This window comes from Exiguobacterium alkaliphilum, from assembly GCF_018138125.1.
Classification (GTDB): Bacteria; Bacillota; Bacilli; order Exiguobacteriales; family Exiguobacteriaceae; genus Exiguobacterium; species Exiguobacterium alkaliphilum.
The window spans coordinates 512,185-536,687 of the sequence record NZ_CP073101.1 but is presented as its reverse complement, the minus strand read 5'-3'; the positions used below and the strand labels follow the sequence as shown (position 1 = coordinate 536,687).

Sequence of the window (24,503 nt, the reverse complement as noted above, 5' to 3'; positions counted from 1 at the left end):
TATGAAATTCGGTCGTCTTCAGACACATCATATCAATCTTTCGCTGAAATAGGAACCCTTCAACGCGAGAAGCGACGATTCAATGCCGTTCCCATCTGTGAGAAGCGCTCGATTCCGAGCTTGCGTCGATTCGAGGACGCGAACACGTAATAGTCGACTTTTCCCATGAAATACATCAAGCGCAAACCGGCGATAAAGAACGTGATGGTCGTACTGACGGCAAACCCGACGCCGTACCAATCGATGCCGAGCGGTAGCAGCGCCAGGGTGAAGAGTGCGTTGCCTGTGAAAAACGACAAGTTAACGAATAGTGCCCCGCGCCGGTCCTCAAAATAGAGAAGGAGTAGCGTCAAGACGAGAATCATCGCGTTCGCGAAAGCGGCGAGCGTCGTCATCCGAAAGATTTGACCGACTTCTTCCGGTACGCCAATCCAGCCGACGAACACACCCGCCATGAGAATGGCGAACAACGTGACGACCCCTTGGCTTCGTCCGAGACGAATCAATTCGTTCTTCAGGACGGTCGTCATCGTCTGTTTCGCCTTATCGATTTGATGCAAAGCGCCCCCGTAGTTGATGAGGCCGTAGAACGTGCGATACCGTTCATAAAAGCGTGTCTCGACGGCGACGACGAACAAGAGCTGGGTCGGGACAATCGTCAAGTAAGACCAGAATACGGCCGTGTCATAGTACGGGTTGAACACGAACGATTCCGCGACGACGGTCCGCCCCTCCCCGAACCAAATGATGAAGTTCGTCACCCAAATGCCAAGAACGTACAAGACGCCGATGGCGAACAAATCGGGGTAGAGATCAAAATAGCGGAAATAAGAAAACTCGTTCGTCGCATAGCGGAGCGGGAACGTCCGTAGCATCGCAAAGAATAAGCCGAACAGCGTGACGAGCATCCCGACCGTGAAGCCGAGCAACAGCTCCAAGCTCGTCGGGTCCACTAGGATGCGGCTAATCAAGAACACACCGCCAATCGCGATAAAACCGCCGAGTAAAAAGCTGTACGCGATCGCCTGATAAAACTTGGCCGCGCTCAAAAATAAGAACATGACCCAAATGACGTTAATCGTCATGAACAAGACGAACAAGACGAGCTTATACAAAAAATCGAGCGGTGAAATCATCCAAAAGATGCTGTACATGATGATTGCTGCGAGCATCGTCACTTTCAGCATTCCGGTAAAGACGGGAAAAATATCGTGTGCTTTCTTCTCGTAAAACAAATCGGCGACGTAGCGCGTGACGACGAGCTGTTGGAAACTGAACAAGATTTGCGAGAAGATGAACGCATAAGATACCGACAACATAAACAGCGTCCGTTCCTCGAGCGAGAGCATCGGCATTTGAAACGCCAGCCATTGAATCGTCCCGACGACCAAAATGACGATGAGCCAAGGTCCTGAGGTGACGAGACCGGAGAACGTGTACGCCTTCAGTCGGGATGAATAGTAGTCTTCTTGAAACAACTTCTGTAACTTAAACCCGATGCCCGCCATACTGTTCCCTCCTCGCTTCATAGATTGCTTTGTACCGGTCGACGAACTGTTGCAACCGGTAATATTGACGGACGCGTTCGCGGCCGTTCTTGCCGAAGCGCATCCGTTCAAGCGGATAATCTATCATCCACTCGATTTTATCGGCGAGTGCTTCCGGGTGGACAGGCGGCACGATGAACCCGGCTGGACCGAACGGGTCGTCCGAGCGTCCGTATAAAAGTTCCGAACAGGCACCGACGTCTGTCGCCACCCATGGGATACCGGCAGCCATCCCTTCTAGGACGGCTAGCGGCTGCCCTTCCGAGATGCTCGTCAGTAGCAACAAATCGAACGTCGGTAACCATTCCTGCACATTCACTTTCCCGACAAGTTCGACATAATCCGTCAGACCGCTCTGTTCAATCAACAACCGACATTCCTCGGCATATTCTTCGTCCTCATCGAGCGGGCCCATAATCGTCAGTTTAAAGAGACGGCGCCGTTCTTGTAAAATCTTCGCCCCATAAATCATCGTCTTTAAATCTTTAATCGGTACGACACGGACGATGGCCCCGATTTGAAACACGTCGTGCTCGACCGGCTCGATGACCGGACGGATGTGGCGATCGGCGATGCCGTTGGCGATAATCTTCGTCTTTTCGCTCGGTGCCCCAATCCATTCCTGATATTCACGATTCCGTTCAAACAGCGTAATAATCTCATCGGCCGCATTGTAAGCCTCGCGTGACAAGTGGTGGAAGAAACGGACCCAGCGCGGCTTGTACGGAGCCGGAATCCAGTAGGACTGAAGAATCTCTTCTTCCCGCTCACGGGAATAAATGCCATGCTCGGTTAATATGAACGGGATGCCTTGTGTCTCTTTCATATAGGAAGCGACCATCCCGGCGTAACCGGTCGACACGGAATGGACGAGATCGACGTCGGGGAGCGGCTGATGCAACACGCGAAGTACCGGCATGTACATGCTTTGCCACATCCAAAAGTAGTCGATGAAAGATCCACCGTTCATCTCTTCAGAATAGGCGGTCTTGACGTTGTGCCAGAAAAACTCACTGGCGAAAAACGCCTCACTCGAGGGGACTCGCGTCCCGATAATCCCGAGCGCTTGTCGATTCGGACTCTTCAACATCAGCCAATCCGACAGCTTCCGCTCTTCCTCAGGCGCGAGTTTCATCCGTCCTTTCCCCTTCACACCGGACTCGTTCAAATAGAGATGCGTGATTCCAGACACATTTTCCGGCAACACATACTTCATGTCCTCGGGACGCTTCACGGTCGGTTGGATGGAGATGATTTGAAACTCCACATCCGGCATCTCTTCAATCAGCGTCTGGGTCCAACTCGACACCCCTCCGCTCACGTACGGATAACTCCCTTCTAACACGAGTCCAATCTTCATGGTGTGCCTCCTTCGATGGCAATCTGAGCGTTCGCCGCCGTCAATGTGACCAAGTAGAGCGGGCGATCCGCTTCCATTTGTTCGACCGTCCCAAAGTCGAACGTACCTGTCTCAAGCGATTGTCCGGACTTGAGCCGGACCGTGAAATGCGACGGATTGACGAGCCCCTCGCCTGACAAGTAGACAGTCCCGTCATCAAACGAGACGTTCACGTCCGCCGCTTGGTAGGTGATGAGTTTTTCCGTCGCGTAATGCTGGGTATACGACTGCAGGTGCGGATAGTTTGTATTCACGTCGTCATTGATTTTTTTCAGACTGGCGAACATCGTGTCCCAGTCACGTCCAAGTGCCCGGTCGGGGTCGATAACGTCATCTGGGTGAATGAAGTGCGAGAAGACGCCAAAATTGGCAATCGCGTCGACCATCTGGAAAATCGAACCGCGCTCTTCCCCGTAATCGCTCGATACACGTGGAAAGTGGTAGACGTGAGGGTGTGTCTCATCGAACTCGAACTCTTGCACGAAATCCCCGTTCTCTGGTTCCCCGGTATAAAGCGACGCGATTGTGCGCAGTTCAGGTAACGCTTCAGCGATCGCATCGACGCCGGTCCGATTCAAGGCGTTCGACGGTGGGACGTACGATTTGAGCGTCTCAGCCGGGAAATAGTTCGCGAACACGGACTCGGCTTGAAGAAGCGACCGCTTCATCTCGTCTTTATCTTTCCACGGGATATAGCCATACGTCGGGTCAATCGGCTCATCAGCCGTGACGAGGGATTGATGGTTATAGCCATGTAAACCGATTTCTCCACCGCTTGCCAATAACTTACGACCGAAAAACAGCATCGGGAATTCGCCTCGTCTAATCAACTCTTCATCGACGAGTTCCATTTCTTCCTCGTACGTGCCAATCATCGCACCGGTGTAAATCAAGTCGTCTTCTTCGCCCATTCGGAGCATGTCTTCCCACCAATCTTCAGCAAAGAAGTCTTTGACCGATTTGTCGAGCGGCGTCGTCGAGACGTCTTTCATCTTCCCGCTCATAATCGGAGCCGGAAAGTCATCGATATACATGAGCTTGATGGCAGCCTGTGCGGAGACGAACGCCGGTGGCAACGTGCCGAGCGTTTGGACGAACAGGCCACGCGTCATCTTTTGATTAGTGATGGTCGTGTTCCAATAGAGCACGTTCCCATCGCCGACCGCATATTCCCAAAGGATAGGAAACCCTTCTGCCGACAGTAAGACGTTTGCGTCGTCTGCGATGGCAAAATCGATGACACTGTGGACGAACAAATCTTCCGGTGGATTCAAGTCGACGTAGCCTGGGAAAATCACTTCCTCGAAATTCAAGCCGTACACGTCCGGCACAAACTCCCCAATCTCTTCAATCCCTGTCAGCTCATTGAAGGCAGCATCTTTAAACCGGTTGCTAAAGATGAGGTTGCCGCCTTGCTTTACAAATTGTTTCATCTCGATGAGCGGCCAACGTGTCGTCCGTTCTCCCGTGAAGATGAGAATCGTATATGGCGAGGGCGTCACCGTCCCGACTTGTTCCGGTGTGATTTCTTGGACGTCGATTTTCGCATAGCGAAGCCCATATAGGATATTTTCAGCCGTCTGAACGGCCAATTCTTCTTCGTCACGGACAAGATAGACTTGAAGGCGATGTTGGCCGGTCTGAGCCGTTTCTCCGCCTTGAATCTGGTCAATCTCGATTCGCTGCTCTGCGATACCCGGCAACAGCGTGTGCAACGAGTGGATCCGTAAGTATTGAATCGCGCCGACGATGACGAGAAATAAGACGATGAAGAGCGAGAATGAGATTACAGTTCGTTTTTCCATGATGTCGTGTCACTCCATTCTTCAAATAACAGCCGATACTCGTACGGCACGTCCTCGAGCGAGAATTGGGTTTGCATCATAAACATGACCGCTTTCACCTCGGCCCAACGTTCCCGCGCATAATAGAAATCGATGAGCATGAGATGGGCCTCGATGCGTTCCGGGAAGTGATGCACATACTCTTTCAAGATAGCGAGTTGCTCTTTCGGTCGTTTCGCATCACGATAAATTTCATTCAAATCTTCATATATCCAAGCCGTTGGCGGAAAGAGCGTTTTGGCAATCAACAACTCCTTCAACCAGGCTTCCCGCTTGTCGGTCAACATGACCGTCGTAATCAGTTCACTGTGGATCATCCGTTTATAGATGGTGGCGAGCCGGCGAATCGATGCCGGATTCCCAAGGTCGTAGTCACGTTTCGCCTGCTTCAATTCTTGTTCGTATTGATCAACCAAAATGTTCATCGTTGCCGCTGCATAATGGACCGTTTCACTGTCCTTACTCTGCAGACCCATCTGCAAGTACTTCCCTTGTTGGTCAATCGAGTTATTCACGTGCGTCAAAATCGAATGTTTCCGAATCGCCGGGTCTTTTGAGTTGATGGCATCGGTCAACGGGAGCAAGCTCGCACTCGATTTCGCCTCGTGACGAATCTTTTCATAGTTGACGACCTTGAAGTCGATATATTCATCGTAGTCTTCAATCAAGCCACTGCGACCGAACCGTTCGGCGAGTCGATAGACAGCATAGACGGCAAGCTCGGCGATGAAAGGTAAAAACAGCCCGAAGCAAAGGGCTGTCACTGCGACCCCGTAATCTGGGGCTTTCATTCTCCGCTTCAACACAATGAGCAAGGCGAGGGCGAGGATGGCATGAATGACATAGAGGAAAATCCAAACGGTGCTACTAATCGTTGCCATACTCACACCCCTTTCTGAATCAAGATGCCTTCAATCCGGTCATAAATCCGTTGCCGGTGTTCTTCGCTCGTCCCCGGCAGTAAGAGCATCAGCTTGTTGTCATCTTTGTCGTAGCCGACGACATCGATTTCCCGCAAGTACGAATGGACGATAGCCTCGATGCTTTCGAGGGACACCGGCTCATAGCCAAGCGCATATTCGAGTACGATGTAAGGTTGGCCGTGATGCAGTTTCTTTTGCTCTTGCAACGCAACGAGCTCAGTGAACGCATCTTTTTTATAGAACGACGTCCCCGGATAGAGCAAAGCATGCTGTTCTTTTCGAATGAGCGTCTGCGCGTTCTCAATACGCGTCCCGATCCAGGAGAAGAGGATGTTCAAGACGTGCAAATCATCGGTCGTCAACTTACGGAGCGGTAAACGTTTGATGACGACGACTTCACGCGTCTGTCCATCAATCGTGATCGGCGCGAGCAACATCGGGTCCGAGTCTTCATCATCGAGTTGGCGTAGCGTCGTCTCTTGGACTTGGAAAAAACGTTTAAACATGCCCGATGCCTCGTCGAGGAAAATCGTTTGCGGGAACTCTTTTTTCTCCGCTTGGCGAATAAGGAGACGCATCGACTTCTGCGACCGGTCAACGTGATAGATGGCAACGTCACTTGCGAGAAAATATTTTTTCAAGAGGCGAATCGTTTCGCTTCGAATCAATTCAGGATGTGGTAAATCGAGCGAGACGGCCAATTCATACAGTTGGTTGAGGCTATATTCCGATTGGAGTAACTTTTGACGAAGTATCGTCTGAGAAGTGTTGAGTAAGTCGACTGTCTCTTTCAAGTACGTGTTTTCATCTTTCAGTTCCTCGTTGCGGAACTGACTGATCTCGTACCGTTCACGAAATGACGTGCTGAACAATCCGACGATGACAGTGAGGGCGAAGTAATAGAATAACGTGAGAAGTGAATTTGTATCGTAGAACAATAGGAAGATGTCGCCACCGACGAAACCCGTATAGACGACCTTATAGACAAGCAACAGAGCGAAACTGATGAGACCAAAGATTGTCCCGTACCGTAAGGCGAATAAAATCGCCGCAACGTAAAACAAGTTTAAATCGTTTTGAATCGACCCTAAGCTAAACACGAGGTCGATGCCGATCAATACGGCGAACACGACAAGGATTTCGGTCCACTTGATCCATGGACGGTCTTGAGCGTAAAAAATAAGAATCCCCTCCTCTTCGAGTTTTATGTTGTTTTATGGTAAAAATATTAGTTCCTTACATTAAATACCCGCACACTTCCTTCCTATAACCTTAAATAATCCCTAAAAATCCCATGTATCATAATAGGTTGGCTCATGATAATGGATGTAACCGTTCGCTTCGGCCAAGTTACGACTCGTACTTTCTTCCGTATCCGATACGGTCAATACGGCAATGTCGTACGTTTCGCGCAACGCGTTTAATCGCTCAATTTTTTCCATCGACCATGAATCTGATGTGATGGCCGTATAGTTAAACCCTTCCCACATGAATCCGTCGACGTAAGGGGCACTCGTCCGCTCCAACGTCTCGATTCCCCAATTCTGAACGATCGGGACACCCGGATACGTGCCTTGGATTGATTTTAGAAACGTTTCTAAACCGTCGAGCTGTTCGGCTAAGTCGGTAGGATAGTCGAGATGAACGTCATCGATGTCACCGACCGTATCCAAGAAGATGCCATCGATATGCTTATTGATGATTTGTTTTTGGATTTCACGAATCAAGATTTTTCGAAAGTTGGCAGATGCGATATTCGTCAAATACGAGTCCCATCTCTGAAAATAGATACGTTCCCCGTCCCGATAAAAGAAATCGTCCTCTTCCATTTGTCCAATTAACGCCCGGTTCCACGTATCTGCCTCCATCACGTTGATATAGCCGAGTACTTTCGTCCCCTTCGATTGAATCGCCTCGATTTGTTCGGTCGTGTACCAAATCGGTTCGATAATCACGAGGTCATACCTGGACATATCGGCGACAATCTCGTCTGTCGGCACGTTGTAAAAGATTTTATACGTTTCAATCTCATCGAAATCGAATGGCGTTTTTGTCACGCAACCCCCTAAAATTATCGTTGAACACAATACGATCCATAAGTAACGCCGCACACGGACACCTCCTTGTCGTTGTCTCGTTCATGATGTCAAATTAGTCCGTTTCCTAGTGTCTGGGCAGGGTACAACAGTTATAGACCTTCTAAAAAAGGAGAGACGAACATGAATACCATTCTCTTTACGTCATGATGTCAAATTAGTCCGTTTCCTAGTGTCTGGGCAGGGTACAACAGTTATAGACCTTCTAAAAAAGGAGAGACGAACATGAATACCATTCTCTTTACGATTGCCGTATTATTCGTCGGCATGAACGTATATACCTTCTTTCGGCACAAGACGTATCGGCAGACCGGTTTTGACGGACGCTTCTTCAGTCACTTATTCGTCAGTCTGTGCGGTGTCCTAGCCGGGTTTGCCGTCATCTATTACGCCTTGTCACAAAACGGTGTCATCCTCGTCACGTCGCTCGAGTCGATGACCCCGGTCGATCCGAATTGGCAGAACCTCCTCTACTTCAGCGGGGTCACTCTCCTTTCCATCGGCTTTGGGGACATCCTACCGGTCGGTCCGGCCCGCTGGTTTGCGCTCATCGAAGCCGCCATCGGCATCTTATTGCCGACAGTGTTTTTTGTGAAATCCATCTACAAAAAAGAAGACTGACAGGCAGTCTTCTAGCGTCCGGTAATGAGCAAATACATGTTGAACGCGACGAGTCCGAGCGGAAACAAGGCCACGACGATGATGGGCCATTTTTTCGTCCGGATGCCGACAAAGAAAAGTAAACTCCCCACTAGGAGCGCGATGAACGTCGTATACGGATTCAAGCGTCATTCCCCCTTCTATACAAGGGGGTTTCCCGACTCGGTAAAAAGTTAATCGCGCTGACACCAAAGTGTCGAATAGGCGTCACGTATGCGTCGTGCTTCTGCTTCCTGAAACGGAATCCCTGACTGGTCGGCCACTCGTCGACTGACCTGTTCGAACAAATCGATCAGCTGACGATGGGCTGACTCGAGCGAAGTCGTCTCGATGACAGGATATGTGTCGAGATACGCCTCCCAACACTCCCGGGAGACGTGTTGGCTGAGGCCGTCTCCAGACTTCCCGACGTTCACAGTAAAGCCCGTTTGAAACCCGACCTCGAACGAGAGCATCTGCCGGAGCATCGTCCGCATGATGGTCAAATGGTCATACGCGTACAACAACTGTTTCCGGTTGATGCCTTTAACGACGTAAAGCGACACCCACCAAAATTCGTTCCAACACTGTTCATAATCGAACCGCGTCGGTCGTTTGATGCGGTACGTGTCATCAGACGGGACTGGTTGACCGGCGATGTCGTCTTTATCAATCAGGACGAGACTGAGCGAATCAGCGGCGAGCGTGGCCGCGACCGCCTCAAGCGGACGGACGGTCAAATCGACACGATGGCCGGCGGCGAACTGAACGAGAAAGGCGAAGCGTTCATAGTCGGCGTGGCCCGGCACCTCATCCGGCGTCTGCATAATCAACACGTCCCCGAGCGGCCCCATCCACGAGCGGTCTTCGATGAACGCGTTAACGTCTTCGACGAAACAAGTGACATCGACGTCTTGATAGCAATCCTGTTGCACGTCCGGGTTGGCGAGCGACCCGTTCAAAACAAGGACCCGAACGTTGTCGTCTCGGCTCACGAACTCACGTAACCGTTCGAGCATACGTTCATTCATCATACGACGTTCGCCCCGAGCGAGCGGGCGACTTGTACGGCCTGCATCACGTCAATCGTCGCTTGTTTTATATTGACGTCTGAAAAATCGACTCCGTCCATCTCGGCGCCTACAAAATCCGCACCGGTGCAGTCGGCGTGTTGCAAGACGGCACGGGACAAGACGGCGTTCGTCCAGCGTGACTCGGTCAAATCCGCCCCGTATAAATCGGCCTCGGTCAACCGGACACCGGACCAGTCCATCTTCCGGAGCGAGGCATGCCGAAGATTGACGAACGACCAATCCCCTTCACGCACGACGACCCCTTCAAATATGCATGACTCGAATGACGAACCTGTCATCTTGCACTCGTCGAACTCCGACAAGAACAGGTTTGCCCCAATGAACTGACAGTTCAAGAACGAACTCTCGTTATGACGTGAGGCGTTCCATTTTGAATCGGTGAAGTCACAGTTGATGAAGCGGCACTGCTCGGTCTCGAACTCGGTCGCATCGATATAGGTAAAACGACAGTTCTCGAACGTCGTCTGCGTGAGTTGAACGTCACGGAGCGTCTCGTCCCGAAAATCGTCTCCAACGTATGTGGCATGTGATTGAAACATAATCGGCCTCCTTGGCGTATACTCGTTATAGCTATAGGAATGGAGTGATGAAACATGGATATCGTATTTCCGACCGAACAAGGCACGTTCAATTACCGGGTCGCCGGCATTTGGGTCCAAGACGGTCATTTGCTCGTCCATCGGAACGTGAACGATGACTTTTGGGCGTTACCGGGCGGACGCGTCGGCATCGGCGAAGAAGCCGAGCTCGCCTTGACACGAGAGTTACAGGAAGAACTCGAAGCCGCAGTGACCGGAACGACGTTCGCATTCGTGTCCGAAAATTTCTTCACGTACCTCGAGCGGACCGTGCATGAAATCGGGATGTACTTTTATGTATCGGGTGACCTCCCGCTCCAACATGGAGATTTCCACGGTCCGGAAGGGGATCACCTCATCTATCGTTGGCAGCCGCTCGAGACGCTCCGTGAGTTAAAACTGTTCCCGGAGACGCTTTACGCGTTGCCCCAATCACTGCCGCCCCACTTTATCGACCGCTGAGCCGGACAGAATCGATGTCAGCTCGTTCAAGTCTTGAATCTCATACGTCGTTTCGACCGTCGCCGCAATCTCATGCGGATTGTACCAGCACGTATCGAGCCCGTACATGCGTCCACCGGCGATATCGGCCGTGACCGAGTCGCCGACGATGAGCCCGCGTTCCGGTGCGACGTGCGGCACACGGTCGAACACGTAGTCGAAGAACGGTTTCATCGGCTTCTGTGACCCGGTCGCGTCCGAGACGAACACGTCTTGGAAATAAGGGAGCAGTCCCGAGGCTTCGAGCCGTTTGAACTGCGTCTCCGTGACGCCGTTCGTGACGATGTAGAGCGGATATTGTTCGCTGAGCGTTTGGACGAGCTCGAGCGCCCCATCGATGATGTGCACACCCGAGTGAAGATGGTCGCGATAGCGCTGTTCAACTTCATGTGCATCGATTGTGATACCAAGCGTGTCGAACAGTTGCGTGTGGCGTCCCATCAAGACGTCTTCCCGTCCGACCTCGCCGCGCTCGAAGGCGCGCCATAATCCGTTATTAATCGTCACATACTGTTGTTTCAGTTCATCGGTCATGTGAACGTTGTACGCAGCGAGCAACTGCTGCAAAGCGACGTGCTCGCTCTGTTTAAAGTCGAGCAACGTATCGTCGACATCGAATAAAATCGCTTCATATCGTTTCATAATCTGTATTACCCCTCTCTGCCTCTAATGTACAGGAACAGACATTGAAGTTCAAAAAAGGAGCAAACTGTATGCCAAAAAAGCCAATCACCAACCTCGAATATTCGGAAAAAGAACTCGACTCGTTTTTTTACTTAGCCGACGAGACATTCGGCATCGATTTTCGCGAGTGGTACAAAGCTGGCGAATGGACTGACCGTTATCGCTGCTATTCATTGACGTTCTATCGGAATGTCATCTCGAGCGTCGGGATGAGCCGGATGACAGTGATGATGGACGGAACCGCGCGAGAAGCGTATCAAATCGGAACGGTCATGACAGACGAGATCCGACAAGGACAAGGACTCGCCACCCGCATCTTTAAACACTTGTTCAAGCAACATGACACGGATGGGTTGCCTTATTTTCTAGCTTGCAACGAAAGCGTTGAACCGTTTTACGAGAAGCAAGGCTTCTCCGCACAATCGGAACCGGAGTTTTTCGTCCGCGTCTCGGGATCGGCTTCTCCACTCGAACACGTCGACGTCGATGCCGAACAGTGGCGGCGTTTCAAACTGGAATCACTCCCGTTTTCACCGCGCCTCTATACGACAGACGATATGCACATTTGGATGTTTCATTACTATCAAGGGATGGACGAGGATGTGTATCGTTTCGATGACGTCCATGTCATTTATATAATCGAACGCTCGCGTTTAATTCTGTACGCCGTGCTGTCGCCGCGTCCTGTCGATATGCGTGACGTCGTCGCACGCCTCTCTTTTGAAGGCATCACCGAAATCGTCTTTAAATTTACGCCCGATTTGGATGGTGTCGAGCAACGTCCGTCCAGCGACGGTCCATGGATGATTCGCATGAACGAAGGGAAGTTTTTCCCTGAAGGTTGTCGCTTCCCTTATTTGTCGCAAGCATGAAAAAACTCGCCTTACGGGCGAGTTTTTTGCGTATAGAATGCATGTCGAAGCGCCCTTGCCGCTTCTTTAACGGCTCGTCTCGCTTCCGGGACGTATGCTTGACACTCCCACAGCTAAAGCAGTGGGATTCTGAAGTGCTTGTGCGAGCGCAGTCCATTTCTGTTTTGCTCAAGCCTTCAGATGAGGGTGTGCCATCACCCCTCCTGAGACAGACCATATAGGTTCTCAGGCTGATTGACTGTTACCATCAACCACAGGTCGTTACAGGTGTGTCCACCTGATGTTTTAGCGTCTTTTGCATGACGACAGGCATCGTTTTACCGGTCACATGGTTTCGTGACCGAACCGGATACGATTCTCAAGGAGCGATGGACACGGGCGTTTTAGAGACTTGTACTTGTCTATGGGATATATATACCCGAATGTCGGATGTTTTTCACATCCGAACTCACGTTCATCCCATGCCTAAAGGCGGGCTATGCCCGGTATGGGCTTTCCTGCTCGTATAATCTGTAACGTAACGACGGCCATTCCGAGCAAGACGAGTTGGCCGGTCGAACCGAACACGATCGTCGGGGTCTCGACGAAGATGTCGAGCACCATCAGACCGAGGAACAGCGTCATCGGCAACACGGCAAGCGCGATGTACGTCGCCCCGTTTTTGAATGGACTTGCTTTCGAACGGACGGACAGATTGCGGAACGCTTGCGAGGCGGCCAGCAAGAACAGGACGGCTACGAGCGGGAACCCGATCAGCTGAACCGTCGAGAACGTCATCTCGCCTTGAATGAAGTTACCGATGATGATGTAGGCGAACACGTTCGGAACCAACATCGCGATGATTTTGAAAAAGCCTTTCCCATCAAACGCCATCTCATGCCCGAGATGCTGCATATAGGCTTTCGGACTTTGGCCGACGACATCGTCCACACTTTTTCCTGCCCGTTCCGCTTCCTCGAGGTGGTCTTTGAGCTCGGCGACGACGTCGTGCACTTCCTCTTCCGCTTTCCCACTCGACATAAGATAGACTGCTAAATCATCCAAAAAATCACGACTCTTTTTTGAAAGCTCCATCTTCATTCCCCTCTCCGAGTACGCGGTCGACGCCGCTTGACACTTCCGCCCAACGTTGTTTGAAGGCGAGCAATTCTTGTTGCCCCGCCTCCGTCAAGATGTAATACTTTCGCTTCGGCCCTCCGGACGGCAGTGTCTTTTGAATCGTCTCGACCCAGCCGTCTTTCTTCATCCGCAATAACACCGGATAGATGCTGCCCTCACTCACCATCGTGAATCCGTACGCCTGCAACTTCTCCGACATCTCGTAGCCGTACGTCTCTCCTTTATCGATGATGGCCAACAGGCACCCTTCGAGCAATCCTTTCAACATCTGACTCATCGCCATGGCGTGACCTCGCTTTCATCAAACTAACTTGTTATACATAATAGTAATGGAAGGTACTACCAAGCGCAACTATTTTGTAAAACAAGCTAGTTGCGCATCGATAGGTTTAATTTTTCAAATCAGGTGAATACTTCTTAAGGTGAAGCAAAAACATAAAGGAGTGTTTGAGTATGCATACCGATTTTACGAAGATGTACATCGATGGCCAGTGGGTCGAAGGATCGAGCGACAAATCGATTGATAACACCAATCCGTTCACGGACGAGACGTTGTTCTCCATCCGCTCGGCCGACGAATCCGATCTCGACAAAGCCTACGCGGTTGCAAAGGAAGCACAAACCGAATGGGCAACGATGCTCCCTCAAAACCGACGCGCCTTGATTGAGAAGTTCGCCGAAGTGACGCTCGAGCATAAAGATGACATCATCGACTGGCTCGTCAAAGAGTCGGGCAGCACGCGCATTAAAGCAGAAGGTGAATTTTTAGCCTCGATGGCGATCATCAAGGAAGCAGCGACGTTCCCGTTCCGCATGGACGGGCTCATCAAGCCGTCAATCGTCCCGAACAAAGAGAACCGGGTCTATCGGAAACCGCTCGGCGTCATCGGCGTCATCAGCCCATGGAACTTCCCCTTCCACCTCGCGGTCCGCTCCATCGTCTCCGCGCTCGCTACGGGCAATACGGTCGTCGTCAAACCGGCGACGGCGACACCGGTCACCGGCGGTCTCTTGTTCGCTTCGTTATTTGAAGAGGCGGGTCTTCCGAAAGGCGTTTTGAACATCGTCGTCGGTCGCGGTTCTGAGATTGGGGACGCCATCGTCGAGCACCCGGTGCCAAAACTCATCTCGTTCACCGGTTCGACCGAGGTCGGCAAAGGGATCGCCGAGAAGGCCGGACGCCTGTTGAAAAAGACAGCGCTCGAACTCGGTGGGAATAACGTCTTCGTCGTCTTAGACGACGCCGACATCGACCGTGCCGTGGAATCGGCCGTCTATTCGAAATTCTATCACCAAGGGCAAATCTGTATGTCGACGAACCGAATCCTCGTCGCCGAGTCGATTCACGATGAATTCCTCAAAAAATTCGTTGATCGGGTCCGTGCCTTGAAGTTCGGCAACCCGAACGAATCAGACACACAAGTCGGTCCACTCATCGACCACGACCAAGTCGACCGCATTCTTGATCAAATCAAGCAGACGGTCGACGCTGGTGCGACGCTCCAGGTCGGCGGCAACGCTAACGGGAACGTGCTCGAGCCGACTGTCGTGAGCGGTGTCACGAACGACATGCCGCTCGCGAAAAATGAGATTTTCGGACCGGTCGCCGTCATTCTGTCGTTCAAGGACGACGCCGAGGCGCTGAAACTCTCGAACGAGTTGCCATACGGACTGAGCGGTGCCGTCCACGGTTCGATTTACCGTGCAACCGAGTTCGCACGCCAAGTCGAGACGGGGATGATTCACGTCAACGACCAATCGGTGAACGACGAGCCGCACTTGCCGTTCGGCGGAGAGAAAGATTCTGGTCTTGGCCGTTTCAACGGCGAATGGGTGCTCGAGGAGTTCACGACGCTCCAATGGGTCTCCGTCATGCACGAACGCCGAGAATACAAACCCTTCTTCTCGTAAGCAGCAAAAAGCGTGTTGATCCGTTTGCGGACCGACACGCTTTTTTAGATTTTCTTCACAAATTCCGATTTGAGTTTCATCGCACCGAGCCCATCGATTTTGCAGTCGATATCATGATCGCCATCGACGAGACGGATGCCTTTCACTTTCGTGCCTTGTTTGACGACGAGCGACGTCCCTTTCACCTTCAAATCTTTGATGACCGTGACTGTGTCCCCGTCTTGGAGCACGTTGCCGTTCGCGTCTTTGATTTGCGCGTCCGCTTCCGCTTCGGCTACCTCGCTCGGCGACCACTCGTAGGCGCATTCCGGACAGACGAGCAAGCTCCCATCCTCATACACGTACGTGGATTGACACTTCGGACAATTCGGTAGTTCTGTCATGCTGATTCCTCCATTCGATTCCCTGTAGCCAGTATATCGTAATTTCGGAACGTCCGACAGCTACCGCTCAGCCCTCTTCCGGCGTCTCCGGACCGTTCAAATCGAGTTGATAGAATGATAAATCAAGCCATTTTCCAAACTTGTAGCCGGCCCGTTTCACCGTACCGGAATGAACGAATCCGACTTTTTCGTGAGCCCGGATACTCGTCACGTTCGAAGCGTCGATACCACCGATGACGGTCTTATACTCACGCTCTTCTGCGAGACGGATAATCTCACGGAGCAACTTGTTGCCAATCCCTTTGCTGCGGTAACCGGGATGGACGTAAATCGAGTGCTCCACCGTGTATTTATAGGCTGGCCAAGGTCGGAACGGACCGAACGTGGCGAATCCCATGACGACGTCCGCTTCTTCCCAGACGATTACCGGAAGACCGGATGCCTTCTTCTCTTCATACCAGGCGATTCGGTTTTGAAGCGTCACCGGTTCATAGTGATAGACGGCGGTACTGTTGACGATAGCATCGTTGTAAATATGTAGGACGGCCTGAAGGTCGTCGCGTCGACAAGTTCGAATCATGAGGCACCACTTTCTTAGCGTTTTCTTCATTATACTTATCTCGATTTCAAAATACACGTGGCGATTTGCTCCCACATAAAAAAGTCAGTCGACCGACTGACTTTTTTACATTATGCGGCCAACCGATCGCACATCGACGCGCACTCGAAACAGACGCGTGCGCATTCCTGACAATGCTCATGCTTGTGTTTCTCACACTCCTGGGCGCACGCCTTACAGACGACGGCACAAGCCCGGGCAAGTTCCGGCACGAACGCCGAATCCCGCGTCATCGCCTCGGCGAGAAATGTACAGAGGGCGGCGCATTCACGGTCGAGTCGGATGCAATCGACCATCATCTTCACGTCTTTCTCTTCTAGACACGATTCCAAACAGTAGTTACACGTCTCGACACAGTCATGTAGCGTCTCCAATTCGTTCGCATAAATCCGATGCATAAATGGATCCTCCTTTTTTTTAACTGAGGTGACAAGTCCAATACGTTACTGTTGTTCCCTAATCGCCAAAAAAAAAAACGGCCCGCTCACTGTCTCGGGTCGTTGACGAACGTCCGATATAGGTAAGCGACCGCATTCAACAGCCGTTTCGAATAACGCTTCGGCATGAACGGGAGACGGTAGAGCCGATACATCCGCTTCAAATCTTCCCATTGATGGTCGACGTGCTGGCCTTGACGGAATCGGGCCAAATCGATTAAATAGATGCGCCCGTCCGGACTGAGGATGATGTTTCGCAAATGGACGTCGGACGGTGTCAGCCCGAGCGCCCGTGCCGCAAGGAGCGCTTCATCGACTTGATTGATATAAGACGCGTCAATCCAAATCCCTTCGGTCAAACATTCAAATAGCGTCTTCCCCGCGATGTAGTCGATGACGATATAATTCGGCCCGGCCTCATAGAGCCGTGGGAAGTGCGGCACCCCTTGCAGCGTGTCATAAATGACGTGCTCTTCGGCCGCGATGTGAGTGAAACCGGGGAAAAACACTTTGATGACGCGGGCGGTCCCGTTGATTCGAAACACCGCGGCGCTTCGCCCGATTCCATGTAACTCGAGTTGATCGTGATGCCTGATAACGTGGGTCTCGTGACCGGATTGGTCGAACACCACGTCGGCGTAGTCGTGATAGCGTCTCATGAGGGGCTCCTCTTCTAGATTGTGTTTTTATCATAGCGGATTTTAGTCGATTTGACTGCATCCTCGAATCGACAAAGTGACGCTTCGTCGATTTATCCGTATAATGAAAGCGATTGACAAAGAGGAGGAATGATTATGCAACGCATCACGCTTACTGAAGACTTATCATTCTCACGCATCGTCCATGGCATGTGGCGTCTCGCCGAATGGAACATGAGCGCCCAAGAGCGGCTCACGTTCATCGAGTCGTGCATCGAGCTCGGCATCACGACGTTCGACCATGCCGACATTTACGGTGGCTACACGTGTGAAGGGCTGTTTGGAGAAGCGCTTCGCTTGAAGCCGGAGCTCCGTGACCAAATCGAGATCGTCACGAAGACGGGCATTAAGCTGACAGGCGACTTCAATCCGGGCCAGACCATCAACCATTATGACACGACAAAGGCACATATCATCGCCCAAGCCGAACGGTCGCTCTCAGAACTCGGCATCGATCACATTGACACGTTGTTGATTCACCGCCCGGACCCGCTCATGGACCCGGACGACATCGCCGAGGCGTTCAACGCGTTGCACGACAGTGGCAAAGTCCGGACGTTTGGCGTATCGAACCATCTGCCGTCACAGCAGCGCCTGCTTCAATCGCGCCTGCCTTACAAGCTGGTGACGAACCAACTCGAACTTTCGCCGATGCAACTGAAGCACTTCGAGGACGGGACGGTCGACCTGTGTCATGAAGAACGGATGCCGCTCATGGCATGGAGCCCGCTCGCTGGCGGACGACTCTTCTCAGACGATTCGTATGCACCACTTCGCGACAAATTGAAAGAAATCGCTGAGCGGCACGGTGCGCATGGAATCGATGTAGTCGTTTACGCCTGGTTATTAAAACATCCGGCGCGCATCATGCCGATTATCGGTTCTGGGAAAATTGACCGAGTCGAGCGTGGCGTCGAGGCACTCGAAATCGAACTGACTCGAGAAGAATGGTTCGAAATTTTGAAGGCCGCACGCGGTCGAGATGTAGATTAAAGGATTAGATAGACAATTTATTCCTTTAAGGACGTTTTTGAAAAACAAGTCAATATAAATGCGATTCGCTTAACGATTGATAATCCTTCGTTATTCGTCAAAAATCGACACGTTCAGAAACGATAAATCCCATTTTATATCCATAAGTGTAAAAAGAGCCCGCTCATTTCAAGTCGAGCGGGTTTTTCGACTTTTTTTATCAAAATCACTTTAATTTTCCTAAGTCTAACGTCACAAAAAATTGGTGCTAAAATGATGAAAGTTATTCATTGAAGGAGAGCACCGATGTGAAAAAGTACCTGATTTTCTGTGCACTTGCCATATTGACGTTTTTGTTCGGATGTGAAGAAGAGCAAGCGTTTCGCTTACATACAGCCCCAGAGTACTATCAAGGACGGGCGATGCTGCCTTCGGGTCAATTGATTGAGATGACCGAGGCCGATCGGACGATGGTCTTGGACGCCTGCTACCCGGAAGACGCCCTCGCCCTCGCACCAAGAGGAGAGCGCCATTGGATTGGCACGGTCACGCTGTCACAACCGCTGACGACCAACAGTTCGACCCAAGTCTTCCCGACCGCCACGTTCTTTGAGGCGGAGAATCAGACGTTCGTCGAATGTCAGGTCGATACAATCACCTATATGAAGCAAATCGATGCCGTCCCCGATAGTCTTGCCGCGTTCCGCGATCAAGCCGTCACCTATCCAGCCGTCGCCAAACTGCGCAACGCCCAGCCCCACGAGCGGTTACAGTTTTTAAAGGAAATGGATAAACCGTTCGGCAACGAGCCTTATCCGACACGGACCGCTTTCGAGCAAACGCTCGTCCATGTCACGATGCCGTTCAACGGGTCGTTCGATTTGACGTTCGAATCGTCAGAAGGCAATGAGCGTGTCACAATTCCAATCGACGCCGCCTCACGTCAGCCGTTTCGTTCGATCGGATTCGGATTGGAATCAACCGAGAAGATGAACGCGTACGGGGTTTACACCTCCCCGAATCAGGAGGGGTATGACGAGGTGCGACGACCGGAAGACGCCTCGTTCGACCGCTTGCTCGGTGTCCGTCAAACCGAGACGCTCCCGACGACGCTCGTCTCAGGCGAACGGTATCCACTGTTTAGCTTCTCGTTCATGCGTGACAACGTCCCGCATAAAGAAATTGTCTCCATCACGTATCACGAACCGATCCTGTTGCGAGGCGAGGCGTTGAAGCGTGAGATGCGAGCCGAATTCTCGAACAGGCAGCATGCCGTATTTCATGAACTCGCTTTAATCGGCACCGAATCGCGAGATGCCTCGTTCTTGACGCATGTATCGGCCGACGATACGCGCTTCATATTCAAGGCGATCGAACGTTCGAAAGCGACGACCGAACCGGGTGAGCCGGCCTCGATGCCTTACTTGACCGTATTCGAAGGCATCTGCGCCCAAACGTTCGACGTCGGTTATCGAGGTGACGACGTCGTGTTGACGAATACAAAGACCGGGTCCCACTTTAAGCTATTACGGGACGATGCGAACAAATGGCACGACCGCTTTGACGACTAAAGGAGGAATCTTGTGCGCAAAATCAGCATAGTCGCGTCTCTACTTTCCGTCTTGGCCTTGAGCGGTTGCACGGAAGAGGAGACGGCGCTCGAGCTCAACGTTCGCCCCCTCTTGTTTGACGGCTATCGCTTCGAGGTCGGAAAGACGTTGACACAGATGGACGAGACGGAGCATACAGCCGTCCATACGATTTGCGACGAGACGGACGTCACGTCGTTACCGGACCGCCCGTTCGTCTTCGATGCGTCATATCGTAGCTTCTCGCGGTTCTCACCCGAGATGGTCTCGCCCCTGACAGGCCTCACCGTCTTCCATGACGACGAAGCGGCATACGCCTACTGCGAGACCGGCCACAGCCGGTATGTGAAACAGATCGACCCGGAACTCATGCCGATTGCCTATCGTGAAGCAGCCCCTGAGCCGCTTCGACCGCGTTCAGCACGTGTGTCCGCCGATACGCAACAGACGCTTCTTGAACAACTCGAGGATGACGCTCCATATTTCGAGTTCAAACCGTTCAACGTGCCGTTTGTGGCGTTACAGGCCCCCCTGCTCACGACGCTTTCGATCGAGGTAAACACGCAGGACGCATCGACGACATTCTCTCGACCTTACGAACCAAGCCTTGGTCTGCAACATGTGACACTCTCGCTTCATATCATTGAGATGAATGGGTTCGTCCAACCGGCGCTCTTTGAATCTTCTGAAGTGAACACATCGCAGTGGCCGCTCGACCCTGTGCCTGACGGCGGCGTCCCGACATTGTCAGACACGTATCCGTTACCTGAGACGCTCGAGTTCGGGAAGACGTACCCGCTCTGGCAACTTTCCTATGATGTCGAAGGAGAAGTCGTCGAGCAGACCATCTCGCTCCGCTATGAGCCACCCGTCACGATGACGCAAGCCGAGGTCGACGCCGCAACGATGACAGCCGATGAGGAAGTGACAATCGGTTACTTCCACAAGACGCCGTTGTCCGGAAAGACCGAGCTCCACGCCTTAGACGCGGTCCAGACGTTGACGACGGACGGTGCGACGTTAAAACAGATCGTGGCACGGGCTGAACCGGTCAAACGGAGCGGCGATCCGTCCGACTATCCGTTGTTCACGTTAATCGAGGGTGTGACGTCCCAAACGTTCGAGGTGACGCTTCATAAGCGCTCGAAAAAAACGGACGTCTTCCTCACGACCGAAGGCAAACATTACAAACTGAACTCCGAGGACAGCGCCACGTGGCTGTCGCTCGCCCCTTACTGACAGACGGTCTTTCCGTCTGTCTTTTACACGTTCTGTAAGCACCATCGTCCAAGCACAAACCGAGACTGTGCGACAATGAAACAAATGACATGAAGGAGTGGATTCGATGACGACCCGATTCGTTCGCGACGTCGCCGACAGTTGGCGCGTCTCCTATAAACAAAACGGCTATCCGCACGTTCAACAAGGGTGGGTGTTACCACCGGAGCGTAAAGCCGAGTTCGACCCGTTCATTTTGATGGCCGAAGATTGGTTCAAGCGCGGGACGTTCTCCGACCATCCGCACCGCGGCTTTCAGACGATTACGTACGTCATCGATGGCCGGCTCGAACACATCGACAACCATGGCGGGCATTCGATTCTTGATGCGGGCGACGTACAGTATATGAACGCCGGATGGGCCGCTCGTCACGCCGAGGAGGCCGTCGCCGACGACTTGATCCATACGTTACAACTTTGGCTCAATTTGCCGAAAACACTTAAAACGACGACGACGTCTTATCAAAACGTCTACTTGGAGGACGCGCCGGTCGTCCCAATCGATGGCGGACACGTGCGTGTCTATTCGGGCGATGTCGCGGGCGTCACCGGACCGATGCAGAGCCTCGTGCCGATCACGATGACCGAGATTCAACTGCGCGAAGGAGCGACGTATGACCACGTCTTACCGACGAACCATAACGCCTTCGCCTACGTGCTCGCCGGATCCGTCAATCTCGGTTCGAGCGCGACGCCGCTCGAGAAGACGGATGTCGCGATGCTGACGTTCGACGAAGCGAACGAGGGTGAGAGCACCCTCTCCATCACCGCGACGTCCCGGGCAAAGCTACTCGTCTATTCGGGCGTCCCGCTCCGTGAAGACTATATCGCCCACGGCCCGTTCGTCATGAACACGGAAGACGAGATTCGCCAAGCGTTTCGTGACTATCATGCCGGTGTCTTCGGCCCACCTGCTGTGAAATAAAGAGTGAGCCACGCACGATGCGTGGCTCACTCTTTATCCGGCTTTAACACCGTCTGCTGTGTCGGGACGTGTCCGATTGGGACGGTCCGCTCGAACAAGACGTAACGTTTCCCGTCCACTTCAAACTTTCGGTCACCCAAATAGTGCGCGGACTTCCCATTCTCATATAACTTTGTCAAAATCGCCGGGACATACTCATTCAAGTTCGTATAATGCTCGTCGAGCGTCATGACGATATTGCCTTTCTCGTACCCCATCCACTGGTTCGACATGAATAGCATCAAGGAGATTACTCCAAGTACACCTAATATAAAAATTACGGTCTCCATTTCTCGTTCTCCTTCGTTTCTACAGATTTCACAACGACTTGACGCTTGGCGATAAACCCGAGCTCATCGTAAAAGCGGGCGGCGTCTTCATTGGCGACCCAATAGTCGAGTTCGATGGTAGGAAAATCGTGGGCACGGGCCCACTTCTCCACGTAACCCATCATCTGACGGCCATAGCCGAGCCGCTGGTGCCCAGGGTGTATGCTGATTTGTCTGACATAGAGCGTCCGCTTCGCGTTTCGGAAGGCGTTGGCATCACTCGTCACTTCTTGCATCCAGACGTAGCCAACCGGTTCCCCTTCCACTTCGGCGACGAGGAAATGGTGCCCCGCCTGTGCCATCGTCACCGCGAAAGCATCACGCATATGCTTGTGATTGTACGGGGCGAAGAAATGTGGCATGAGCGTCACGTGTTGCTCATGAATCGGTCGGTTCAACGTCGCAATCAAGTCTGCATCATTCGTCTCAAGCAACCTCATTGGCCGTTATAGAACTGGCTACGGTCTTCCGTCACGCCATGCGGCTTCTCATTGCCACGAAGCTCATGTCCTTTTCCATTTCGCGGTTTGCCATGAAGCCGGTGTTGAATCGGGCGGGCAAGCATGTAGCCACCGATCAAAGAAAGCGGGAATGCGATGAACGCCATTCCAAGGAACACGAGCGCCCCTTTATTCGCGAACTCGAACGTCTCGATTAAAAAGCTAATCCCAAAATAAAAGCCGACAAACAACACGCCTACGAACGCATACTCGATGCATTTCCCAAGAAATCGTTTCATCGATTCACTTCCTTTCGTTGTTGCTTCTCTATACGTAAAATCGATTCAACAGGTTTCAATTTGTTTGTTCCGCCATATACCAAATCGTGGCGACGCGTTCCGTTTCCGACACCCATTCTTGTTTCCCTTGAATGTAACTCTCGATATCCGTGGGATGATGATTGGCGAGCGTCCGTTTTAACGAACCATACGTGTCTCGCACTTCCGGGAACGCTTTTAAATATTCCCGAAACGCCAAATGACGGGTCACCCCTTCGTCACCGGACTCAAACACATGGACGTGCACAGTCCGTACATCGTCCCCTTTCGCAAAAAAGCGTCGTCTCGGGATTCCGTGTTCCCCAAAGCTTCGATACCCGAGCGCTTCCATGTGCCCCGTCAGTTCATCGACTTGCTCAATCATTCGAACGACCGGCATGATGTCGATCGTCGGTTTTGCGTCGAGTCCTGGCACCGATGTGCTTCCGATATGATGAATCTCGACGATGCGATCGCCAAACAGATGGGTCAACTTTTCCGCTTCCTCTTCGAATCGCGTGATCCATGCCGGGTCATAGGGTACAACTTTCACTTGTCTCATGTTCTCCCTCCTCTCGTTCACGTTTCCTACTCTCCTTTATTATCATACCCGTTTTGACCGCCGTTTACGGGCTAACATGGTTTGTTCGTTTCCGAAATGGGAAAGGCATATAGTAATGAAATCAGAACTGGAGAGTGAGACGGATGTTGACACAAGAACAGATCAACACGTTCAAAGAACGGTTGCTTAAAGAGAAGGCAAAGACAGAAGGCTATATGGAGAATCGAGAAGAGGTATACGATGAAGGCGAGTTGTCGCATTATGACAACCATCCAGCCGACGGAGGCGAAGAACTGTTTCTTCGCGAACGGGACCAGGCACTGAATGAACTCGACGAAGAATTTTTAACGGACGTCGACAAGGCGTTGATCGCCATCGAGAACGGTACGTACGGGACATGTGAAGTATGCGGAAAAGAAATCGAGTTAGATCGACTCGAAATCATTCCGGAGACGACGCTTTGTATCGAACATGCACGGGCACAAGAGGCGGAAGAACATCAAACGAATCAAGCCCGCCCGGTCGAAGAAGATGTCCTAAACCCGTCCGAGACGGCACGCCATAAACAGCTCGACGGCAGTGACGATATCAATCAAAGCACGGACGCATTCAGCCAAGTCGAAGACTTCGGCAGTTCGGACACGATCGCGGACAGTGAAGGCAATCACGACCCGACACGCGAATGACGAAAGGCCGCGAATCGCGGCC

The 24,503-nt window shown here is 52.0% G+C and carries 29 protein-coding genes; 9 read left to right on the top strand and 20 right to left on the bottom strand.

From position 1 onward, the window contains the following. Positions 1-59 precede the first annotated feature (59 nt). From pelG to KB235_RS02895, 6 genes are all read right to left on the bottom strand, one after another. Positions 60-1,508, bottom strand: coding sequence for an exopolysaccharide Pel transporter PelG (gene pelG, locus KB235_RS02920; RefSeq protein ID WP_034816180.1), 1,449 nt, complete (start codon positions 1,506-1,508; stop codon positions 60-62). Continuing rightward, positions 1,489-2,907 (bottom strand): GT4 family glycosyltransferase PelF, encoded by a 1,419-nt coding sequence (gene pelF, locus KB235_RS02915; protein ID WP_211780331.1) that lies wholly within the window; start codon positions 2,905-2,907, stop codon positions 1,489-1,491. The genes pelG and pelF overlap by 20 nt, the downstream gene beginning before the upstream one ends. Then, complete coding sequence (locus KB235_RS02910) at positions 2,904-4,751, bottom strand: DUF2194 domain-containing protein (protein WP_211780330.1); 1,848 nt, start codon at positions 4,749-4,751, stop codon at positions 2,904-2,906. Before KB235_RS02910 ends, pelF begins: the two co-directional genes overlap by 4 nt. Then, positions 4,733-5,671, bottom strand: coding sequence for a tetratricopeptide repeat protein (locus KB235_RS02905; RefSeq protein ID WP_211780329.1), 939 nt, complete (start codon positions 5,669-5,671; stop codon positions 4,733-4,735). Before KB235_RS02905 ends, KB235_RS02910 begins: the two co-directional genes overlap by 19 nt. A gap of 2 nt (positions 5,672-5,673) precedes the next feature. Continuing rightward, positions 5,674-6,843 (bottom strand): GAF domain-containing protein, encoded by a 1,170-nt coding sequence (locus KB235_RS02900; protein WP_211780328.1) that lies wholly within the window; start codon positions 6,841-6,843, stop codon positions 5,674-5,676. Between the two features lie 153 nt (positions 6,844-6,996). After that, the gene (locus KB235_RS02895; RefSeq protein WP_246514306.1) at positions 6,997-7,770 is read right to left on the bottom strand and encodes a glycoside hydrolase family 191 protein; all 774 of its coding nucleotides are present in this window, start codon (positions 7,768-7,770) and stop codon (positions 6,997-6,999) included. 264 nt (positions 7,771-8,034) lie between these two features. Here KB235_RS02895 and KB235_RS02890 point away from each other — a divergent pair, with 264 nt between their 5' ends. Then, entirely contained in the window at positions 8,035-8,430 is a 396-nt protein-coding gene (locus KB235_RS02890; RefSeq protein ID WP_034807781.1) for a potassium channel family protein, read from the top strand. A gap of 11 nt (positions 8,431-8,441) precedes the next feature. Here KB235_RS02890 and KB235_RS02885 read toward each other — a convergent pair whose 3' ends face one another. From KB235_RS02885 to KB235_RS02875, 3 genes are read right to left on the bottom strand one after another with little or no spacing between them, the layout of a single operon-like run. Continuing rightward, positions 8,442-8,594 carry a hypothetical protein gene (locus KB235_RS02885; RefSeq protein ID WP_211780327.1) on the bottom strand — a complete coding sequence of 51 codons (153 nt, stop codon included), beginning with the start codon at positions 8,592-8,594 and terminating at the stop codon, positions 8,442-8,444. 48 nt (positions 8,595-8,642) lie between these two features. Continuing rightward, positions 8,643-9,482 carry an aminoglycoside 6-adenylyltransferase gene (locus KB235_RS02880; protein WP_211780326.1) on the bottom strand — a complete coding sequence of 280 codons (840 nt, stop codon included), beginning with the start codon at positions 9,480-9,482 and terminating at the stop codon, positions 8,643-8,645. Continuing rightward, positions 9,479-10,081 carry a pentapeptide repeat-containing protein gene (locus KB235_RS02875; protein WP_211780325.1) on the bottom strand — a complete coding sequence of 201 codons (603 nt, stop codon included), beginning with the start codon at positions 10,079-10,081 and terminating at the stop codon, positions 9,479-9,481. Before KB235_RS02875 ends, KB235_RS02880 begins: the two co-directional genes overlap by 4 nt. A gap of 54 nt (positions 10,082-10,135) precedes the next feature. On the opposite strand from KB235_RS02875, the gene KB235_RS02870 reads away from it, so the two are divergent. After that, positions 10,136-10,582, top strand: a complete 447-nt coding sequence (locus tag KB235_RS02870) for an NUDIX hydrolase (RefSeq protein ID WP_211780324.1) — start codon at positions 10,136-10,138, stop codon at positions 10,580-10,582. On the opposite strand, the gene KB235_RS02865 is transcribed toward KB235_RS02870, so the two are convergent. Continuing rightward, the gene (locus KB235_RS02865; protein ID WP_034816198.1) at positions 10,553-11,263 is read right to left on the bottom strand and encodes a YjjG family noncanonical pyrimidine nucleotidase; all 711 of its coding nucleotides are present in this window, start codon (positions 11,261-11,263) and stop codon (positions 10,553-10,555) included. The two genes, KB235_RS02870 and KB235_RS02865, sit on opposite strands and share 30 nt — an antisense overlap. A gap of 71 nt (positions 11,264-11,334) precedes the next feature. Here KB235_RS02865 and KB235_RS02860 point away from each other — a divergent pair, with 71 nt between their 5' ends. Next, the gene (locus tag KB235_RS02860) at positions 11,335-12,177 is read left to right on the top strand and encodes a GNAT family N-acetyltransferase (RefSeq protein WP_051622663.1); all 843 of its coding nucleotides are present in this window, start codon (positions 11,335-11,337) and stop codon (positions 12,175-12,177) included. 465 nt (positions 12,178-12,642) lie between these two features. Here KB235_RS02860 and KB235_RS02855 read toward each other — a convergent pair whose 3' ends face one another. Both KB235_RS02855 and KB235_RS02850 read right to left on the bottom strand, forming a co-directional pair. Then, complete coding sequence (locus KB235_RS02855; RefSeq protein ID WP_211780323.1) at positions 12,643-13,221, bottom strand: HAAS domain-containing protein; 579 nt, start codon at positions 13,219-13,221, stop codon at positions 12,643-12,645. Between the two features lie 4 nt (positions 13,222-13,225). Continuing rightward, positions 13,226-13,579, bottom strand: a complete 354-nt coding sequence (locus tag KB235_RS02850; protein WP_034816206.1) for a PadR family transcriptional regulator — start codon at positions 13,577-13,579, stop codon at positions 13,226-13,228. A 170-nt stretch (positions 13,580-13,749) separates the two neighbouring features. Here KB235_RS02850 and KB235_RS02845 point away from each other — a divergent pair, with 170 nt between their 5' ends. Next, the gene (locus KB235_RS02845; RefSeq protein WP_211780322.1) at positions 13,750-15,207 is read left to right on the top strand and encodes an aldehyde dehydrogenase family protein; all 1,458 of its coding nucleotides are present in this window, start codon (positions 13,750-13,752) and stop codon (positions 15,205-15,207) included. 44 nt (positions 15,208-15,251) lie between these two features. Here KB235_RS02845 and KB235_RS02840 read toward each other — a convergent pair whose 3' ends face one another. The 4 genes from KB235_RS02840 to KB235_RS02825 form a co-directional block, all read right to left on the bottom strand. Next, positions 15,252-15,590: a zinc ribbon domain-containing protein YjdM gene (locus KB235_RS02840; protein ID WP_211780321.1), complete on the bottom strand. Its 339-nt coding sequence runs from the start codon at positions 15,588-15,590 to the stop codon at positions 15,252-15,254. Between the two features lie 67 nt (positions 15,591-15,657). Further along, a complete protein-coding gene (locus KB235_RS02835; RefSeq protein ID WP_034807804.1) occupies positions 15,658-16,170 on the bottom strand; it encodes a GNAT family N-acetyltransferase in 513 nt (170 codons plus the stop codon). Positions 16,171-16,280: 110 nt separating this feature from the next. After that, complete coding sequence (locus KB235_RS02830) at positions 16,281-16,607, bottom strand: four-helix bundle copper-binding protein (RefSeq protein WP_034807807.1); 327 nt, start codon at positions 16,605-16,607, stop codon at positions 16,281-16,283. An 86-nt stretch (positions 16,608-16,693) separates the two neighbouring features. Next, positions 16,694-17,305, bottom strand: coding sequence for a protein kinase family protein (locus tag KB235_RS02825; protein ID WP_211780320.1), 612 nt, complete (start codon positions 17,303-17,305; stop codon positions 16,694-16,696). Positions 17,306-17,440: 135 nt separating this feature from the next. Between KB235_RS02825 and KB235_RS02820 the strand changes: the two genes are divergently transcribed. The 4 genes from KB235_RS02820 (at position 17,441) to KB235_RS02805 (ending at position 22,108) form a co-directional block, all read left to right on the top strand. Next, complete coding sequence (locus tag KB235_RS02820) at positions 17,441-18,337, top strand: aldo/keto reductase (protein ID WP_211780319.1); 897 nt, start codon at positions 17,441-17,443, stop codon at positions 18,335-18,337. A 287-nt stretch (positions 18,338-18,624) separates the two neighbouring features. Beyond that, positions 18,625-19,887: a hypothetical protein gene (locus tag KB235_RS02815; protein WP_246514304.1), complete on the top strand. Its 1,263-nt coding sequence runs from the start codon at positions 18,625-18,627 to the stop codon at positions 19,885-19,887. A gap of 12 nt (positions 19,888-19,899) precedes the next feature. Next, positions 19,900-21,144 (top strand): hypothetical protein, encoded by a 1,245-nt coding sequence (locus KB235_RS02810; RefSeq protein ID WP_211780318.1) that lies wholly within the window; start codon positions 19,900-19,902, stop codon positions 21,142-21,144. A gap of 106 nt (positions 21,145-21,250) precedes the next feature. Continuing rightward, positions 21,251-22,108, top strand: a complete 858-nt coding sequence (locus KB235_RS02805) for a pirin family protein (protein ID WP_211780317.1) — start codon at positions 21,251-21,253, stop codon at positions 22,106-22,108. Positions 22,109-22,134: 26 nt separating this feature from the next. On the opposite strand, the gene KB235_RS02800 is transcribed toward KB235_RS02805, so the two are convergent. The 4 genes from KB235_RS02800 to KB235_RS02785 are packed head-to-tail and all read right to left on the bottom strand — an operon-like array spanning position 22,135 to position 23,795. Then, positions 22,135-22,389, bottom strand: coding sequence for a hypothetical protein (locus KB235_RS02800; RefSeq protein ID WP_245175486.1), 255 nt, complete (start codon positions 22,387-22,389; stop codon positions 22,135-22,137). A 35-nt stretch (positions 22,390-22,424) separates the two neighbouring features. Then, the gene (locus KB235_RS02795) at positions 22,425-22,910 is read right to left on the bottom strand and encodes a GNAT family N-acetyltransferase (RefSeq protein ID WP_211780316.1); all 486 of its coding nucleotides are present in this window, start codon (positions 22,908-22,910) and stop codon (positions 22,425-22,427) included. A gap of 2 nt (positions 22,911-22,912) precedes the next feature. Then, on the bottom strand, positions 22,913-23,215 hold the full coding sequence (locus KB235_RS02790) for a hypothetical protein (protein ID WP_211780315.1): 303 nt from the start codon (positions 23,213-23,215) through the stop codon (positions 22,913-22,915). A gap of 55 nt (positions 23,216-23,270) precedes the next feature. Next, complete coding sequence (locus tag KB235_RS02785; RefSeq protein WP_211780314.1) at positions 23,271-23,795, bottom strand: GrpB family protein; 525 nt, start codon at positions 23,793-23,795, stop codon at positions 23,271-23,273. Positions 23,796-23,938: 143 nt separating this feature from the next. Here KB235_RS02785 and KB235_RS02780 point away from each other — a divergent pair, with 143 nt between their 5' ends. Continuing rightward, complete coding sequence (locus KB235_RS02780; protein WP_211780313.1) at positions 23,939-24,481, top strand: TraR/DksA C4-type zinc finger protein; 543 nt, start codon at positions 23,939-23,941, stop codon at positions 24,479-24,481. The last annotated feature ends 22 nt before the right edge of the window (positions 24,482-24,503 follow it).

Bases quoted from the DNA above. Each gene is read 5' to 3' on its own strand.
- KB235_RS02910 (WP_211780330.1), bottom strand. From the start codon at position 4,751: ATGGAAAAACGAACTGTAATCTCATTCTCGCTCTTCATCGTCTTATTT.
- KB235_RS02835 (WP_034807804.1), bottom strand. From the start codon at position 16,170: ATGATTCGAACTTGTCGACGCGACGACCTTCAGGCCGTCCTACATATT.
- pelF (WP_211780331.1), bottom strand. From the start codon at position 2,907: ATGAAGATTGGACTCGTGTTAGAAGGGAGTTATCCGTACGTGAGCGGA.
- KB235_RS02845 (WP_211780322.1), top strand. From the start codon at position 13,750: ATGCATACCGATTTTACGAAGATGTACATCGATGGCCAGTGGGTCGAA.
- KB235_RS02830 (WP_034807807.1), bottom strand. From the start codon at position 16,607: ATGCATCGGATTTATGCGAACGAATTGGAGACGCTACATGACTGTGTC.
- KB235_RS02905 (WP_211780329.1), bottom strand. From the start codon at position 5,671: ATGGCAACGATTAGTAGCACCGTTTGGATTTTCCTCTATGTCATTCAT.
- KB235_RS02790 (WP_211780315.1), bottom strand. From the start codon at position 23,215: ATGAAACGATTTCTTGGGAAATGCATCGAGTATGCGTTCGTAGGCGTG.
- KB235_RS02805 (WP_211780317.1), top strand. From the start codon at position 21,251: ATGACGACCCGATTCGTTCGCGACGTCGCCGACAGTTGGCGCGTCTCC.
- KB235_RS02820 (WP_211780319.1), top strand. From the start codon at position 17,441: ATGCAACGCATCACGCTTACTGAAGACTTATCATTCTCACGCATCGTC.
- KB235_RS02785 (WP_211780314.1), bottom strand. From the start codon at position 23,795: ATGAGACAAGTGAAAGTTGTACCCTATGACCCGGCATGGATCACGCGA.
- KB235_RS02860 (WP_051622663.1), top strand. From the start codon at position 11,335: ATGCCAAAAAAGCCAATCACCAACCTCGAATATTCGGAAAAAGAACTC.
- KB235_RS02875 (WP_211780325.1), bottom strand. From the start codon at position 10,081: ATGTTTCAATCACATGCCACATACGTTGGAGACGATTTTCGGGACGAG.
- KB235_RS02865 (WP_034816198.1), bottom strand. From the start codon at position 11,263: ATGAAACGATATGAAGCGATTTTATTCGATGTCGACGATACGTTGCTC.
- KB235_RS02870 (WP_211780324.1), top strand. From the start codon at position 10,136: ATGGATATCGTATTTCCGACCGAACAAGGCACGTTCAATTACCGGGTC.
- KB235_RS02890 (WP_034807781.1), top strand. From the start codon at position 8,035: ATGAATACCATTCTCTTTACGATTGCCGTATTATTCGTCGGCATGAAC.
- KB235_RS02780 (WP_211780313.1), top strand. From the start codon at position 23,939: ATGTTGACACAAGAACAGATCAACACGTTCAAAGAACGGTTGCTTAAA.
- KB235_RS02850 (WP_034816206.1), bottom strand. From the start codon at position 13,579: ATGGCGATGAGTCAGATGTTGAAAGGATTGCTCGAAGGGTGCCTGTTG.
- KB235_RS02840 (WP_211780321.1), bottom strand. From the start codon at position 15,590: ATGACAGAACTACCGAATTGTCCGAAGTGTCAATCCACGTACGTGTAT.
- pelG (WP_034816180.1), bottom strand. From the start codon at position 1,508: ATGGCGGGCATCGGGTTTAAGTTACAGAAGTTGTTTCAAGAAGACTAC.
- KB235_RS02800 (WP_245175486.1), bottom strand. From the start codon at position 22,389: ATGCTATTCATGTCGAACCAGTGGATGGGGTACGAGAAAGGCAATATC.
- KB235_RS02880 (WP_211780326.1), bottom strand. From the start codon at position 9,482: ATGATGAATGAACGTATGCTCGAACGGTTACGTGAGTTCGTGAGCCGA.
- KB235_RS02825 (WP_211780320.1), bottom strand. From the start codon at position 17,305: ATGAGACGCTATCACGACTACGCCGACGTGGTGTTCGACCAATCCGGT.